This window comes from Clostridium sp. MSTE9, assembly GCF_000277625.1.
Taxonomy (GTDB): domain Bacteria; phylum Bacillota; class Clostridia; order Oscillospirales; family Acutalibacteraceae; genus Faecalispora; species Faecalispora jeddahensis.
Map to the genome: position 1 here is coordinate 29311 of NZ_AKFU01000046.1, position 15882 is coordinate 45192.

15 protein-coding genes and 2 riboswitches are annotated in these 15882 nt (G+C 51.7%); of the genes, 7 read left to right on the forward strand and 8 right to left on the reverse strand.

The annotated features are described in order from the left end of the window. Positions 1-73 precede the first annotated feature (73 nt). The 3 genes from HMPREF1141_RS13675 to HMPREF1141_RS13685 form a co-directional block, all read right to left on the reverse strand. A complete protein-coding gene (locus tag HMPREF1141_RS13675) occupies positions 74-640 on the reverse strand; it encodes a DUF4256 domain-containing protein (protein ID WP_009065480.1) in 567 nt (188 codons plus the stop codon). 324 nt (positions 641-964) lie between these two features. Continuing rightward, on the reverse strand, positions 965-1606 hold the full coding sequence (locus HMPREF1141_RS13680) for a Vat family streptogramin A O-acetyltransferase (RefSeq protein WP_009065386.1): 642 nt from the start codon (positions 1604-1606) through the stop codon (positions 965-967). A gap of 26 nt (positions 1607-1632) precedes the next feature. Then, on the reverse strand, positions 1633-2286 hold the full coding sequence (locus HMPREF1141_RS13685) for a hypothetical protein (protein ID WP_035317168.1): 654 nt from the start codon (positions 2284-2286) through the stop codon (positions 1633-1635). Between the two features lie 207 nt (positions 2287-2493). Continuing rightward, a riboswitch (TPP riboswitch) is annotated at positions 2494-2593 on the forward strand. Positions 2594-2642: 49 nt separating this feature from the next. Continuing rightward, a riboswitch (TPP riboswitch) is annotated at positions 2643-2742 on the forward strand. Positions 2743-2801: 59 nt separating this feature from the next. Between HMPREF1141_RS13685 and thiD the strand changes: the two genes are divergently transcribed. Genes thiD through thiE form a run of 4 tightly spaced genes read left to right on the forward strand, consistent with a single transcriptional unit; the run spans position 2802 to position 6418 of the window. Further along, positions 2802-3614 carry a bifunctional hydroxymethylpyrimidine kinase/phosphomethylpyrimidine kinase gene (gene thiD, locus HMPREF1141_RS13690; RefSeq protein WP_035317170.1) on the forward strand — a complete coding sequence of 271 codons (813 nt, stop codon included), beginning with the start codon at positions 2802-2804 and terminating at the stop codon, positions 3612-3614. Then, the gene (thiC, locus tag HMPREF1141_RS13695) at positions 3615-4928 is read left to right on the forward strand and encodes a phosphomethylpyrimidine synthase ThiC (protein WP_009065455.1); all 1314 of its coding nucleotides are present in this window, start codon (positions 3615-3617) and stop codon (positions 4926-4928) included. 19 nt (positions 4929-4947) lie between these two features. Next, positions 4948-5781, forward strand: coding sequence for a hydroxyethylthiazole kinase (gene thiM / locus HMPREF1141_RS13700; RefSeq protein WP_009065426.1), 834 nt, complete (start codon positions 4948-4950; stop codon positions 5779-5781). After that, positions 5771-6418, forward strand: a complete 648-nt coding sequence (gene thiE, locus HMPREF1141_RS13705; RefSeq protein ID WP_009065424.1) for a thiamine phosphate synthase — start codon at positions 5771-5773, stop codon at positions 6416-6418. The genes thiM and thiE overlap by 11 nt, the downstream gene beginning before the upstream one ends. Before the next feature lie 87 nt (positions 6419-6505). Here thiE and HMPREF1141_RS13710 read toward each other — a convergent pair whose 3' ends face one another. The 3 genes from HMPREF1141_RS13710 to hutH all read right to left on the reverse strand — a co-directional run bounded on the left by HMPREF1141_RS13710 (position 6506) and on the right by hutH (position 10489). Continuing rightward, on the reverse strand, positions 6506-6958 hold the full coding sequence (locus HMPREF1141_RS13710; protein WP_009065450.1) for a GyrI-like domain-containing protein: 453 nt from the start codon (positions 6956-6958) through the stop codon (positions 6506-6508). A 212-nt stretch (positions 6959-7170) separates the two neighbouring features. After that, complete coding sequence (locus HMPREF1141_RS13715) at positions 7171-8475, reverse strand: Na+/H+ antiporter NhaC family protein (protein WP_009065444.1); 1305 nt, start codon at positions 8473-8475, stop codon at positions 7171-7173. A 484-nt stretch (positions 8476-8959) separates the two neighbouring features. Beyond that, positions 8960-10489 (reverse strand): histidine ammonia-lyase, encoded by a 1530-nt coding sequence (gene hutH / locus HMPREF1141_RS13720; RefSeq protein WP_009065414.1) that lies wholly within the window; start codon positions 10487-10489, stop codon positions 8960-8962. 1690 nt (positions 10490-12179) lie between these two features. On the opposite strand from hutH, the gene HMPREF1141_RS13730 reads away from it, so the two are divergent. Then, positions 12180-12635: a hypothetical protein gene (locus tag HMPREF1141_RS13730; protein ID WP_009065484.1), complete on the forward strand. Its 456-nt coding sequence runs from the start codon at positions 12180-12182 to the stop codon at positions 12633-12635. Between the two features lie 99 nt (positions 12636-12734). Here the strand turns inward: HMPREF1141_RS13730 and HMPREF1141_RS13735 are convergent, their stop codons facing one another. Both HMPREF1141_RS13735 and ftcD read right to left on the reverse strand, forming a co-directional pair. Further along, positions 12735-13358 carry a cyclodeaminase/cyclohydrolase family protein gene (locus tag HMPREF1141_RS13735; protein WP_009065438.1) on the reverse strand — a complete coding sequence of 208 codons (624 nt, stop codon included), beginning with the start codon at positions 13356-13358 and terminating at the stop codon, positions 12735-12737. Positions 13359-13385: 27 nt separating this feature from the next. Then, positions 13386-14279, reverse strand: a complete 894-nt coding sequence (ftcD, locus tag HMPREF1141_RS13740; protein WP_009065402.1) for a glutamate formimidoyltransferase — start codon at positions 14277-14279, stop codon at positions 13386-13388. A gap of 244 nt (positions 14280-14523) precedes the next feature. Here ftcD and HMPREF1141_RS13745 point away from each other — a divergent pair, with 244 nt between their 5' ends. Together HMPREF1141_RS13745 and HMPREF1141_RS13750 are read left to right on the forward strand one after the other, a co-directional pair. Next, a complete protein-coding gene (locus HMPREF1141_RS13745; protein WP_009065419.1) occupies positions 14524-15144 on the forward strand; it encodes a HutD family protein in 621 nt (206 codons plus the stop codon). 395 nt (positions 15145-15539) lie between these two features. Continuing rightward, on the forward strand, positions 15540-15882 hold a 343-nt coding region (locus HMPREF1141_RS13750), incomplete at its 3' end, for a formate--tetrahydrofolate ligase (protein ID WP_009065384.1).

Below are 15882 nucleotides of genomic sequence, written 5' to 3' on the forward strand. Positions count from 1 at the left end.
AAATTTCTATTTTGCTGAGTATTTTGTCAACAATACTTTTATACTTCTCCGTTCCTTTGTATCCTTATCAAATTCAGACCCTCAGCATGCCTCGAAAGCCCCGGGCGGCATAGTAAGATTCCGCCCCGTTGTGGTATACGAAGACGGTATCGTAGCGGCGGTCGCAAAAGAGGGCCCCGCCCAATTTCCGGATATCGGAGGGAGTTCTCACCCAGCTTGACGTTTTGGTATCAAAGCTTCCCAGTTTCTGCAGTTCCCGGTATTGTTCTTCCGTCAGTAACTCAATGCCCATAGCAGCCGCCATATCAACCGCGGTATTCTCCGGCCTGTGTTCTTTCCTCGATTCGAGCCCTTTGCGGTCATAGCAGACGCTTCTGCGGCCCTTTGGGCTTTCCGCCGCACAATCATAAAAAAGATATTCGCCCGTAGAACGATCGAACCCCACAACATCCGGTTCGCCGCTGGTTTTTTCCATTTCGTTCAGCGACCACAGCTTTTCCGCGTTGGCTTCCAATTTTGCCTGTATTTCATCCCATTCAATACCCGGATGCCGATTCCTGTTTTTCTCAAAGCGGGCCTTTAAGGTTTTGAGCAGCTCCTCACGCTGCTCGAGCGACAATTCCCGTTTTTCATTTTTCATATTGACATCTCCTAATCAAAATTTTCCGCTGCAATTCTGCCGCAATCGGTATCCTGGATTGTCAGTAATGATTTCCGGATTCAGGGCGGTATATTCGCTCTGCCTTTTTCAGGATGGCTATCGTATCGGACTTCACTCCTCGATGCCGAGAGCTTCTTCAATCAAGGCTTTGGACATATACATCTCTTTTCTTCTGTTCTTTAGGAGCGTGTGATGAAAGGTACCGTTCGAGAATTTTTCCCGTGCTTTTTCGCATTTGTGGATGATGGAAGATATGGTTCTGTGCGCCTCTGTCAATTCCGCTTTTGTGTATTTTCCGTCTGTTCACTGCTTTTCTATTGTCCGGATTTTCTCCAAATCCGCGCTGCACAGAATGTCCAGATGTTCAAAGATCTTTTCGGCGGGCCAGTTCCACCACTGCAATTGCAGCAGGTATTCGGTCAGATCGTCATCGAAACGCTTTCTGATAACCTTGCAGGGATTTCCCCCGGCAATGCAGTAGGCGGGGATGTCTTTCGCCACCACAGAATTTGCGGCAATGATGGCGCCGTCACCGATATGGACGCCGGGCATCACCGTAACATTCTGTCCGATCCATACATCGTTGCCCACTATGGTGTCGCCCTTAAAAGGAAGGTCATCCAAAGAGGGCATGGATTTTTCCCAGCCGCTGCCCATGATGTTGAATGGATAGGTGGTAACGCTGCACATCCGGTGGTTGGCGCCATTCATGACAAACTCGATGCCCTTGGCGATGGCACAGAATTTTCCGATGATGAGCTTGTCGCCCAGAAACTCATAATGATGGGTGACGTGCTCCTCAAAGCGCTCCGGGCCGTGGATGTCGTCGTAGTAGGTATAGTCGCCCACAAGAATATTGGGACGGGTGATGACATTCTTAATAAAGCAGACACTTTTGATCGCTTCGTTGGGGTAGATCGCATCAGGATTCGGGCCGTACTGCATCGAATCCCCTCCTTTCAAATTGGAAATTATAATGAAATCTTCCAATACACTCCGTTGGGCAGCTTAATGAGATAGCCGGAATGTTTTTCCTTTATCTTTCCAGTAGACAGATCTCTGATGATTACATTTTCATGGTATTCCGGGTCTTCATACCATTCGGAAAAATATAAGTCTTCTCCATCGCGGAACAATAAATCCTCGGTTTGTCCTATCTCTATTCTTTTATTTTCTGGCCAGACAATTTCAAAAATCTTATTGTTTGCATCTCGACAAAGCATAAGGGGCGAGACTTTTAATGCAAGATTGTAACAATTTTCTACAATTCCCAACGGCAGTTCTTTGATCATTTCAAGTTCCTGATTCTCCGGAAAATAGCGATACAGCTGTATTTTCTGTTTGAAAAAATCTACTCCTAAAAAGGATAGCTTTCCTTCATCCCAAACCGGCTGCTCGATATAGACGTTTTCTTTCAATTCGAATGGACTGTAAACCGTTCCCTCTGGATAATGAATCAAATGGCAGGTCATTCCAGAAAATATTTTTCCCGATTTCACAATTGCTTCAGCTTCATATAAATCACAAAAGTAATCTTTGCTCTCTTGGCAAGCATACCACTCTAGGGTACCATCTATCCGTTCAGGATATGATTCTGATATTCCCTCAATTTTTATGATATTCATCCGGTTTTCCCTTTCTAAATCCCAATTTCTCTGCGTATAGGTTCAGAATTTCCGCTTCTAATAAGCTCAGTTTACCACGGCAATCGGGTTTGGGCAATGGTGCAGCGTCCTCGGCCGGAGTACCGCTCTGACAAGGCCAATCTCAAAACGTGTTTTTTCGTTCGGTATTGACACAAAAGAAAATACGTGCTAAGTTATGAGTAATCGAATAGATTGCGGGGGGACTCTACGGAGTTGAGAAGGTTAAAACCTGACCCTTTGAACCTGTCAGTTAACACTGGCGCAGGGAAGCAAATGCAGAACGAATGAATCGGTGCTTTCCTCATAAGGGAAAGCACTTTTTTATTTAACAACTGAATCTGTTGCGGGGGGACTCTATGGAGTTGAGAAGGTTAAAACCTGACCCTTTGAACCTGTTAGTTAACACTGGCGTAGGGAAGCAAAACATCGATCGAAAGGATGCTTGCCATGGTCGGCGGCATCCTTTTTGTTTTGAGGAAAGAAAGGTGACCCATATGAAAAAGCTTTTGACCATAGCCGGTTCGGATTGCAGCGGCGGCGCGGGAATTCAGGCCGATCTGAAAACCTTTGCGGCGCACGGCACCTTCGGCATGAGCGTGATTGTCTCCGTGGTGGCGGAAAACACGTGCGAAGTTCTCGGTGTGCAGGACATCTCTCCCGACATGATCAAACAGCAGATCGACGCCGTGTTTCAGGACATCGGCACAGACGCGGTGAAAGTCGGTATGCTTTCCAAATCCGACTGCATGCTGGCTGTGGCGGAAAAGCTGCGCGAATACCGCCCGAACAATGTGGTGATCGACCCCGTGATGCTGGCCAAAAACGGCTGCCCCCTGATGCAGCCGGATTCGATGGATACGCTGATCCACGAAATCGTGCCGCTGGCCGATCTGCTCACTCCCAATATTCCCGAGGCGGAGACCATTACCGGCCTTGCAATTCACTCGCCGGAGGATATGGAGCGCGCTGCGAAGAAAATCCACGCCATGGGGGCGAGGGGGGTTCTGGTAAAAGGCGGCCACGCCGACGGCGATGCGCTGGATATCCTGTTCGACGGCGAGCGCTTTTACCGGTTCAGCGAAACGCGAATCCAGACCAAAAACACACACGGCACGGGCTGTACGTATTCCTCTGCCATCGCCTGCAATCTGGCGCTGGGCTGTTCCATGGAGGAAGCGGTGCGCAAAGCAAAGGCGTACGTTACCACCGCGATCCGTCATTCGCTCGCGATTGGTAAGGGCTGCGGCCCCACGCATCATTTTTACGATCTTTATCAGAACGGATTACAGGAAAGAGAGGGCAAATGAATGGAATTTCAAACACAGATGGACGCTGCCCGTAAAGGGATTGTCACAAAAGAACTGCGTCAGGTAGCGCAGGAAGAAGCTATCGCGGAGCAGGAGCTGCTGGAGCTGGTGGCCGGCGGACAGGTCGTCATCCCGGCCAATGTGCGGCATACGGTGCTTCATCCGCACGGCGTGGGGAAGGGGCTCCGCACGAAAATCAACGTAAACCTCGGTGTTTCCGGCGACTGTGTGGATTACCGGGTCGAGATGGAAAAGGTTCGCCTTGCCGAGCGCTTCGGGGCCGAAGCCATCATGGATTTGAGCAACTACGGCAAGACGCATACCTTCCGGCAAAAGCTGATCGAAACCTCTCCCGCCATGATCGGTACCGTACCGGTTTACGATGCGGTGGGGTATCTGGAAAAGGATTTAAAAGAGATTACGGCGCAGGATTTTCTGAAGGTGGTGCGCGCCCACGCGGAAGAGGGTGTGGATTTCATGACGATTCACGCCGGGCTCAATCGCCGCGCCGTAGAGATTTTCATGCGGGAGCGGCGTCAGATGAACATCGTTTCGCGCGGCGGCTCGTTGCTGTTCGCGTGGATGAAGATGACCGGGAACGAAAACCCGTTCTACGAGCATTACGACGAGCTGCTCGAAATTCTGCACGAATTCGACGTCACGATCAGCCTTGGCGACGCCCTGCGCCCTGGCAGCATTGCGGACGCGACAGACGCCTCTCAGATCGCCGAGTTGACGGAGCTTGGGAATCTGACCAAGCGCGCATGGGAGCGCGGCGTACAGGTTCTGGTGGAGGGCCCCGGCCACATGGCGATGGATGAAATTGCCGCCAATATGAAGCTCGAAAAGCGGCTGTGTCACGGCGCGCCGTTTTATGTGCTTGGACCTCTGGTCACGGATATTGCCCCCGGGTACGACCATATCACCTCCGCGATCGGCGGGGCGATTGCTGCAGCAAACGGAGCGGATTTCCTCTGCTATGTCACTCCTGCAGAACACCTGCGCCTGCCCGATCTGTCCGACGTGAAGGAGGGGATCATTGCGTCAAAAATCGCGGCCCACGCGGCGGATATCGCCAAAGGAATCAAACATGCGCGCGAGGCGGATTACCGCATCAGCGAAGCCAGAAGGCGGCTGGACTGGGAAGAAACCTTTGCGCTCGCGCTCGACGGGGAAAAGGCAAGAACATACTTTGAAAGTGTTCCGCCGGAGGATCAGCACAGCTGCTCCATGTGCGGGAAAATGTGCGCCGTACGCACCATGAACCGGATTCTCGAAGGGCTCGACGTCGAACTGATGCCCGAGCGCAAATAAACGAAAGGGGAGAGATGGCATGACTCAAAAAAAATGGCTAGAGCAAATCGGCGGAATTTTAGAAAAAGTTCGCTCGAAAAAGCCTCTGGTTCACCACATTACCAATTATGTTACCGTCAATGACTGCGCCAACATCACGCTGGCGATTGGGGCCTCGCCCATCATGGCCGACGATATCGGCGAAGCGGCGGATATCACCGCGATTTCCTCCGCGCTGGTGCTGAATATCGGCACGCTGAATGAAAGAACGATCGAGTCGATGCTTGCGGCTGGGAAACAGGCAAATAAAACTCGAATCCCCGTTGTGTTTGATCCGGTCGGCGCGGGGGCCTCCGAGCTGCGCAACCGAACGACCAGACGGATTCTGGAAGAAGTGAAGATCAGCGTGCTGCGCGGGAATCTCTCCGAAGTCCGGTTTGTGGCCGGTCTTGACTCCCGGACAAAGGGCGTGGATGTCTCGGAGGAGGACAGCCGCGGTGGACTGCAGGCCGCGCGCGATACCGCACAGGAGGTATCGAAGCGCCTTGGCTGCGTTACGGCAGTAACCGGCGCCATCGACATTGTAACGGACGGAACCCGCACGCTGTATTTGAAGAACGGCGTTCCGGCGCTTTCCGGCGTGACGGGAACCGGCTGCATGTGCAGCTCTCTCGTCGGTTCGTTCTGCGGCGCCACAGACGATTTCCTCTCCGCCGCCGCGGGAGGAATCCTCTGCATGAGCATCGCGGGGGAGCTCGCGGTTGAGCGGGCGAAAGAGCTCGGCAGCGGCAGTTTTCGCGTTGCGCTGGTCGATGCAGTCAGCCGCATGAGCGCCGAAATTCTGGAAGAGAGGGCGAAGCTCGATGAAGCCTGATTTTGATCTCAGCTTGTACCTGGTTACCGACCGCGATCTGATGAGCACGACGACGCTCGAGCAGGCTGTGGAACAGGCGATAAAAGGAGGGATCACGCTGGTGCAGCTGCGCGAAAAGGATGCTTCTTCTCTCGACTTTTACCGCACGGCACTCGGTGTGAAGCGGATGACCGATGCAAAGGGGATACCCCTCATTATTAACGACAGGGTGGACATTGCCCTTGCCGTAGACGCCGCGGGGGTCCATGTCGGGCAGGAGGACTTGCCCGCGAAAACGGTTCGCGCCATCCTCGGGGAGGATAAGCTTCTCGGCGTTTCTGTCTCCACAGTGGAGGAGGCTCTTCAGGCCGAACGCGACGGTGCGGACTATCTTGGCGTCGGCGCCATGTTTGCCACCGGCACCAAGACGGACGCACAGCTCGTCTCCATGGAAGAACTGAGAAAAATCCGTTCCGCCGTGAGTATTCCAATTGTTGTGATCGGCGGCATCAACGCAAAGACCATTCCCTTGTTCCGGGGGAGCGGTATAGACGGTGTTGCTGTTGTTTCGGCAATCATCGCTGCCCAGGATATCGCTGCCGCGGCCCGCAGCCTGAAAGACCTGCTGGAGCAGCAGAAACCCGCTTGCCGGGAGTAAACATACTTCGAAAGAAATACAGCAGACCCGTCCGCAAAAAAGCTGCGGACGGGTCTGCTGATGGATGATTTGTGAGGAAAGATGCGCTCACACCGGGACGCAGATTTCACACAGATGCTTTTGCAGCATTGCCGGCACGTATCTCTCCAGAATCGGCCGGGAGGGGTCTAAAGTCAGCCCATCGACGGCAAGCTGCGGAAAGATGTCGTTCCACGCTTTTTGAACCGCCTCTGCGGTGTGGGGGATGGAAAAGACCGCGTATTTGCCGCCCGGCAGGGAGAGTTCAGTAACAGCCGTGTCCGTTTGGAGATAGTCGTCAGAAACCAGAATGCAAACGTCGTAGCGGCAGCGTTCCGGCGGTGTGGTCTGGGGATGATCCTGTGAAATTCCCAGAATGACTGCCGAGTCGGTGAACAGGTCGTTGGCCCTGACCCATTCCTTGAATGTTTCCATCAGCACGTGACTGCCGGGGCCATACGAGCCGGTACGCCGCATCGACATGGCCCGGCCTGCCGTCATCTCTTCTATTTGATAGGTCATAAAAATCCCTCCTGATTGATGAACTATCCGCACCATAACACGCTTTAAAATCTTTTTCAAGAATTCTTTTAAAACCGTTCAGGATTACGGCAGTTCAAATTCAGTTTCTCTTTACCCTTCGAGGGGAAAAAGGATTGCTTCAAAGGAACTTTTCTGTAACAGAAAGAGCGCCGTGGAAATTTCCACGGCGCTCTGTTTGTTTGGAATTCCGATCACATCAAGAGGGGAGCAACGATTGCCAAAATAAAGATCGGAATATCGGATGCAATAAAGGTTGGTACGCACGTATCCCAAATGTGGTCGTGCTGTCCGTCCGCGTTGAGTCCGGCCGTCGGTCCGAGTGTGGTATCGGAAACAGGGGAGCCGGTATCGCCGATGGTAGCAGCCGCAGCAATCAGGAGCGTGGTTGCGCCGACGCTGAAGCCCAGCTGTGCGCAAAGCGGTACATACAGAACCGCCAGAACAGGAACGGTACCGAAAGAAGTACCGGTGCCCATTACGATGAACAGACCAACGAGCATCATGATGAACGCGCCGAGCAGCTTGCTGCCGCCGATGAAGCCCAAAGAGCTCTGGATCAGCTGATCAACACCGCCGCTGTCGCGGAGAACGGCGCTGAAGCCATTGGAAGCCAGCATAACGAATGCGATGAAGCCCATGAGCTGAACGCCTTCGTCAATGATCTTATCCATGTCGGACCATTTGACTGCCTTGGTGATGAACATAATGGCCAAACCGATCAAAGCGCCCAGCGGCAGGGAACCCCAAACCAGCTGAATCACCAGGGTAACAACCGCAGCGATAACCGCAGACCAGTGCTTAAAGGTCATGGTGGTGTCAACGGTATCCAGATCAACCGCGAAGCCTTCCACGTTCTTGTACTCTCTGGGTTTGCGATACAGGAACAGAACGACCAGAACAAAGCCGATCAGCATTGCAACGCCAAGGGGCCAGGTGTAACGCCAAACATCCATTTTGTCGATTTCCATGCCGTTTTTGGTCATGTTGTTCGAAATGATGCCGTGGTAAATCAAACCGAATCCGGCAGGGATGGCAACATAAGGAGCACGCAGACCAAACGCAAGGGCGCAGGCCACAGCTCTTCTGTCGATCTTCATCCTGTTCATGACGATCAGCAGCGGCGGAATCAAAATCGGAATGAAAGCGATATGTACGGGAATCAGGTTCTGCGAGAAGCAGGAAATAAAGCCCAGGAAAAACACGAATACCAGTGATTTTCCGTTGACCAGCTTGGCGATTTTAACCGCCAGAATGTCAGAAACACCCGTGTAGCTGATGGTGGCGGCCAGACCGCCCAGCATCACATAAGACAGGGCCGTTTCGGGGTCCTCACCGATACCGGTGATAAAGGTTGTCATTGTTGTCGAAACGTCCATGCCTGCGACCAAACCAGCAGTAACTGCAGAGGCAAACAGGGCCAGCAGAACGTTCACTCTCAAGAAGCACAGTACAAGCAGCACAACAACGGCAATAAGTACCGGGTTCGTCAAAATCATAAAATAACCTCCTCTTGTTTTAATAAAGGGAAAACCTGTAAAACTGATACAGAAAACATCCCCTCTTTATGCCACAAGCCCCGTTAGCGGTATGGAGGATTCACAGAGCACAAACTGAGAAAGCGAAAGCAAACCATTCTCAGTGTTCCGGCGCAGACCTTTTTGTGGGGATACAGCCGGTCAGCAAACACAGCGTGAACAAGTGCGTTTCATTTCTCCTTTCGTTGCGTTTATTTGTGTATGCTGTGAATCTCATTCGCTGCAAGGACTATCCGCACGAACCGTGGGGGTTAAGAAAAACCGAACACCGCCCGTTCCTTCGGGCGATCCATCAGAACAAAGAGCAGAGTAACAGTGCTGGGACATACCAGATCAATTTTTTCCACACCTGACAATCTCCGTCCGAATCCTGGCTTCATACGGGGAATGCTCTTTGCGTTGGATCAAAACTGTCGGCGGTGTTCAGGTTCGTTCTTTCGATAAATTACAGCTCGATCTTTGAAGCGCCTTCTTCTACATGAGAAATCAGGCTGCCGTCGATGAGGGTGCTTTCGCACAGATTGATATCCTCATACAGCGGGCGATCCTCTTCCAGCTTGCTCACCAGAGCGCGGATGGTATCATAAGCGGGTTTCGTGCCTGCGCCCATGCCCTTGTCGCCGCGCATATCGATCGCCTGGCAGGCGCACATCAGCTCCATTGCCAGAACACGGCGGGCGTTGCCCAGAATCTCGCGGGCCTTGCGCGCCGCGATGGTGCCCATGCTGACGTGGTCTTCCTGGTTTGCGGAAGAAGGAATGCTGTCAACGCTGGCGGGATGCGCCAGAACCTTGTTTTCAGAAACCAGAGCCGCAGCGGAATACTGAACGATCATAAAGCCGGAGTTTACGCCGCCGTCTTTGGTCAAAAATGCGGGCAGACCGCTCAGCGCGGGGTTTACCAGGCGCTCCATGCGGCGTTCGGAAACGTTCGCGAGCTCCGCGATCGCGATTCCCAGGAAATCGAAGGGAAGCGCCATCGGCTGGCCGTGGAAGTTACCGCCGGAGATGCCCTCCATGGTGTCCTTCAAAATGATCGGGTTATCAGTAACCGAGTTGATCTCGATTTCGACCTTCTGCTTGACAAAGTTGATGGCATCCTTGCTCGCGCCGTGGATCTGCGGTACGCAGCGCAGGGAGTAAGCGTCCTGAACGCGGATCTCGCCCTGATGGGTGGTATTTTTGCTGCCGCTGAGCAGCTGCCGCAGGATTCTGGCGGTATCCATCTGGCCCTTGTGGGGGCGGATTACATGGATGCGCTCGTCGAGAGCGTTGACTACGCCGTTGTGTGCCTCAAAGCTCAGAGCGGCGGCAACGTCGGCGACCTTCAGCAGTTCCAGAGCGTCATAAACGGTCAAAGCACCGGTAGAGGTCATAGCCGGGGTACCATTGATCAGTGCCAGGCCCTCTTTTGCGCTCAGCTCCACGACGGGGATGCCCGCACGCTTCATCGCTTCGGCGCCGTCGAGGATTTCGCCCTTGTATTCCGCCTGACCAAGGCCGATCATCGGCAGAACCATGTGAGCCAGAGGAGCCAGGTCACCGGAAGCGCCCAAAGAGCCCTTTTCGGGAATCTGAGGAGTAACGCCCTTGTTGAGCATTTCAATCAGAACGTCTACAACCTCCATACGGCATCCGGAAAAGCCTTTCGCCATATTGTTAATGCGGAGCAGCAGCATTCCGCGGGCCGCATCGCGCGGGAACGGATTGCCGGCGCCGACCGCATGAGTAATGATCAGGTTCTTCTGCAGCAGCTTGCATTCGTCGCTGCTGATGACAACGTCGCTGAACTTTCCGAATCCGGTGGTTACGCCGTAAACAACGCGATCCTCATCGACGATCTGATCCACAACCTTGCGGGAAGCGATGATGTTCTGTTTGGCCTGCTCCGATAAAGCAACAGGCACGTCCTCGCGGCAAACCAGTGCGAATTCTTCCAGGGTCAAATCCTGGCCGGTCAAAATAACAGTTTTCATAATGTACAATCTCCTTTTACCATTTTGGTTTCAATGCAACTCACACACAAATCACTTGTTGAACTTTGACCAGATTATACATCGCCGCATGTCAAAGAAACGTCTAAGTGAATCTTCTTATTTTTCTAAAAATCAGGCTGCAAAAATTGCTGAATTGCAATTGCAGGCCGAAAAGGAGCAATCTTAGGTAAAAACAAACGCAAACTGTAATAAATAATGAAAACCGACAGATTGAAGCGAAAAAGATCGTAATTTTGGGGTGGCCAAAACCCAGACTGATGGCCTTAAATTTACTTTCCTTCTTATTTTACGGGGAAAAGATACAAAAGAGAAGAGGGTAAAGGCAAAAAAATTGAAAAGATTGATCAATGAAAAAAAGTTGTGATTCTGATAAGAGTGATTTTGCTCCTCAAAAGCCCTGAAAAAGCCAGGTGCGATGCGGCTTTGAAGAGCTTTGTGAAAGGTGTTTTACTTCTAATATAGAATGAAAAAAACGCAGGTTTTCACACTTGTGTTTTTAATGACAATATTCCAAATTTGCTTTATTGTGTCATCTAGATGATTTGGTAGCTAGCTAACATGTTAGCACGTTAAATTGAATTCAAAACGTGAAAATTTGAGCAAATCAGGGGGGTTTATTGCAAAGCGCTCGAAAAGGAAAAAATGCCGTTTTTCCCGGAACAATCGAAGGCTTGTCCGTCTATTTCATTTTATGTTACAGGTTTTTTCGTTATGATTTAGGGAAAAAGCGGTGTTTTTGCCCCTGCATTGAGCCTTAATTTGCTCTGATAGAAAAGACGGAAATAAGATGGAATTTTACTGTGCTAATCTGATAACAAACTATAGAATGCGCAGTCTGCCTGGATTTTTACGTCAAGATCGCTCTTTTCCTGTTTTTTCTTCCGTCTGATCGCATTTTTCAAAGTCAGGAAAATGCCTTCTTTTTCCTGAAAAAAATTCAAATTTCATCAAAATAATTGAAAATACGCGCGAAAGTTGAAGATATGGGCAGAAAATCCTGCGAAAACAAGTTTTGAATATTTTCTTCTTGGAGCCGCGAACAGAGGGTTTATGGAAGATGAGAAGAAGCAAGAGACTCCTTCCATTTTGAATACAAGAGAAAATCACAGTATAACTGGGTTTTTACCAAAATATAGAATCTTTTTCTATCCTTTCACTTTTTCTCGATCTTCCTGGCAAACAAAAAATGGAAGGATCAGAAGTCGTTATGTTCGTTTTCCGAAACAATTTTGGTTGATAAAATGCGACGTAAAATTCTTTCTCCGCGGTCTTTAGCGTCGAAACGCTCACTGCCCGCGCAGACTTTTTCAGGGTGGAACGATCCGGGTATTTGTGGTAAAATAACTTCAAACTTCATACTAAGCGGTGATGCTGCGGTATGCTTTTTTCTTTTTGCAAAAGACGCGAAGGCAGATTATCTTTCCAGAGAAGAGAGTTTTCTGCGGGTTCCCCGTGGCGTGTCAGTGGGCTCAACCCACCAGCCGCTTTCAGAAAGTTCTTATTGGCCTGCATAGCTGCTTGCGGTAGCTTTCTGCAAGGCCGTATCCGTGTGGGAACAGACAGTTTTTTGAGACGCTTCTCCGCGGGTGTCAGCGTGCTCAACCCGCCGATCACTTTCAGAAAGCTATCGTTGGAAATGACTGAATGAAAATGGCAGGGGGAAAAGCTGATGAAAGACCAATTGAAAAAACGGCCGGTGCTGCTTTTGTTTCTCGTAGTTTGTCTGTTGATCAGTATTCCCGTTGTATCGGTTTGGTATCCCGGCACCAAAGGGGCCATTGTCTCTCGTGTGAAAAACAACGAAGCGCAGCTGACAGAGGTTGCTTCCTCTGTCATAGAGCGCGGCAGCGCAGAGGGCGCTTCTGTCTCCGGCGTTCAGGAGATCGTCTATCATTCCGACAGCAAAATGGTCGAATTCCTGTGCGGCGGCTTTGGTCTGGCTCCATCCTCTTCCTACACCGGGTTCTATTATTCCCCGTCGGATGTTCCTTTGGGCTTTCAGGGGGAAGTTATGTCTCTGGTAAAAACCGATACGGGGTGGAGCTATGAGCAGGTCAACGGGGACAATCAATATGAAACAGAAAAAATCGTTGACCGCTGGTACTACTTTCACATGAGTTTTTAATCGTATCAAAAGAAGGAGAGCAAAAAAGAACGGCCTGATTTCTCAGACCGTTCCCATCATTCACTTATTCTGTTTGGTGCTTTTCAAATCATAAGCTTCTTATTTCAGGGGCGAAGCTGCCAAAACAGCGGCTTCGTCGCGAACGATAGCGGTTTCGATCTCGTGGATTTTTGCCTTCATGTCCGCTACATACGCTTCGTCCTTAATGGAGCCGAGGTTGATCTTCACGTTGAGCAGAGCGCCCAGAACCGCAGTGCGGGTCATCATCGCGGCCACCATGCCGTCGGTTACGGCGTTGGCATTTCCTTTTTTCACCATAGTGCCGGCCATCGGCATGATCTTTGCCGCAGTTACGGCAACATGCAGCGGCACCTCGGCGGCCTTTTTCAAAGCCTCCTGCATCGCGTTGCGGCGAACTTCCTTCTGCTCGTCGGTGTCCTTCGGCAGAGTCATCGCTTCCATATAAGCGTTGAAGGAGGTACTGTCACGGGTGATCTCATCGAGAAGCTCCGCGCGCAGCGCCGCAGCCTCAGGGATGATCGCCTTCATTTCGTCCGCGGCCTCTTCATAGCCTTTTTTGCCGATGGTCAGCTGGGCGACCATTTCCGTCAAAGCGGCGGCCAGTGCGCCGGCCAGAGCAGAAACGCTTCCGCCACCGGGCGCGGGCTCGTTGGATGCGGTAGTGGCACAAAAGACCTCAAGGGTCATATCTTTCATTTCCATTGGTATGTTACCTCCAAAATTGATTGCTTACAGGCGGGTTTCCAGGACCTGCTCCATGTTGAAGTTCTCGATCTGCAGGTAATACTCTGCGCAGTCGATCAAAGCGGCCATGGGAACCAGGCCGATCACTTCGCTGCCGACCACATTGACGCCGTAACGTCGGGCTTCCATCTTAACGGTTTCAAATACGCGGTATACAGCGGATTTGGTGTAGTCGGTCAGGTTCATAGAGACCTGAGCGATGTTGCGATCCTCGAGCATAACGCCCATCGCCTTAACAAACCGGAAGCCGCCGCCGATGAAGCGGACCTTGCGGGCGATCTGGTTGGCGATTTCAAGGTTGGGGGTATCGAGGTTAATGTTGAAGGCAACCAGGGGCATACGGGCGCCGACCGCGGTTACGCCGGCGGTGGGGTGAATGTGATCCGGGCCGAAATCGGGTTTCCATTTGGGGTCCTTCATTTTCTCGGGCATGCCCTCGAACTGGCCCTTGCGGATCTCGGAGAGATTCTCGCGGTGAGGAGCGGAAGCGGACTTCTCATACAGGAAGCTTGGTACGCCGAATTTCTCTGCGATGGCGGCGCCGACCTGTTTGGCGATCTCGCTGGCTTCGTCTACGGTGCAGTTGCGCACGGGGATGAAGGGAACAACATCGGTTGCGCCCATGCGGGGGTGCTGGCCCTCGTGCTTGGTCATGTCGATCAGCTCGGTGGCAACGCCAATGGCCTCGATCACCGCGTCGCGTACCGCTTCGGGCTCGCCGACTACGGTGACAACGCAGCGGTTGTGGTCTTTATCGGTGCTGTAATCCAGCAGCTTTACATCTTCTTTTCCGCGGAAAGAGGAGACGATTTTCTCAACCTTTTCCAGGTCGCGTCCTTCGCTGAAGTTTGGTACACATTCCAGAATTTTGTTCATCATAATGATCGGCTCCGTTTCTATACTGAAATTTTTTATGGTGGATGAATCCGCGCTGAGAACGGGAATCCGGCAACGGAATCGGCTACAAAATAATCATAATAGAAGATTTCGGCAAGTGCAACCACCCAAACCGGCTTTTTCGGTGAAAGCAACCTCTTTATGACGTTTATTAGACGAGAGAGCGGATATAGTGTAAGAAAACCGTCTTTATTCACATCGTTTTACAGAAGGAGAGAGACACAAAATGACAAAACTGGAGAAGATCGTGCCGCAGGATTTTGTGGTGAGCGAATGGTCCGGCGGGAAAACAACGCAGATCATCATTGAGCCGCCCGGCGCATTATATGCCGACCGCGACTTTCATTTTCGGCTGAGCTCGGCTACAGTGGAGCTTGAGGAATCGGACTTTACCTCTCTGCCGGATTACGACCGTATCATCGCGCCGGTCGAGGGGGAGCTTTCCCTTACTTATAATGGAAGCGAAACGCCGGTGATCTTGCGGGAGCTGGAATGCGCCGCATTTGACGGCGCGTGGGAAACCCGCAGCCGCGGAAGGGTTGTAGACTATAATCTGATGACCCGGAAAGGCGTCTGCCGGGGCAACGCATTTGCGCTGATCGTCGGCGCAGGGCAGACGGCGGAGATCCGCTGCGAAAGCGGTGAGCAGGGCCGCAGCGTCCTGCTGTGCTGGTGTGTGCAGGGGAGCGCCGAGCTCAGCGCAGGAGGGGAAACCACCGCTCTTTCATCGCGCGACGCGGCCCGTCTGGAAGTAGCACCCGGCGGGGCTGCCGTAAATGTAAAGGTTCAAAATCAGGGGGACTCTCCCGTCCGGCTGATGGTGGCGCAGGTGTCTTTTCTTTCCTGACATTTGCGTCTTGAACGATTTAAAATGAGTACTTTTCCATTCCCGGCACTTGCTCGTTTGGTGGCATCCGTCCTATTCGGCGGAATTTTCTGAACATCAGCCTTTTATTTTCGACGCAAGAGATTTGTCGGAACAGTTCGTTTCAAATACTTCAGTTCTTCGTAAAAACGGGATGCCTGCTGGATTTTCGATGGTTTTAGCGTCTGGAATTCATATGGTTTTTCGTCTTATTATCGTCAAATTGGACGCTTCGCGGTAATTTGGTTATTGTAACGGGGAATTTGGTGTGGTATTTTGAAATAAAGAGTGGTTTCAAACGCCTGGCGGGTTGCACGTGGCGGCTTATGATGGCGTTCGGGGGCCGAATTCATAATGGATCAGGAGGATTTGTAACAATGGGCTTTTTATCTGATATTGAAATTGCACAGCAGTACGAAGCAAAAGACATTCGAGACATTGCAAAGACCGCGGGTATCGACGAGAAATACCTGGAGATGTACGGACGCAACAAAGCAAAGGTAGACTATAAGCTTCTGGGTGATCTGGCGGACAAACCGAACGGCAAACTGATTCTGGTCACGGCAATCAATCCGACCCCCGCGGGTGAGGGAAAGACCACCACCAGCGTCGGCCTGACCGACGGCCTGCGCCACATCGGCAAAAAGGCGATTGTTGCTCTGCGTGAACCCTCCCTCGGCCCGGTATTCGGCGTAAAGGGCGGCGCGGCCGGCGGCGGAT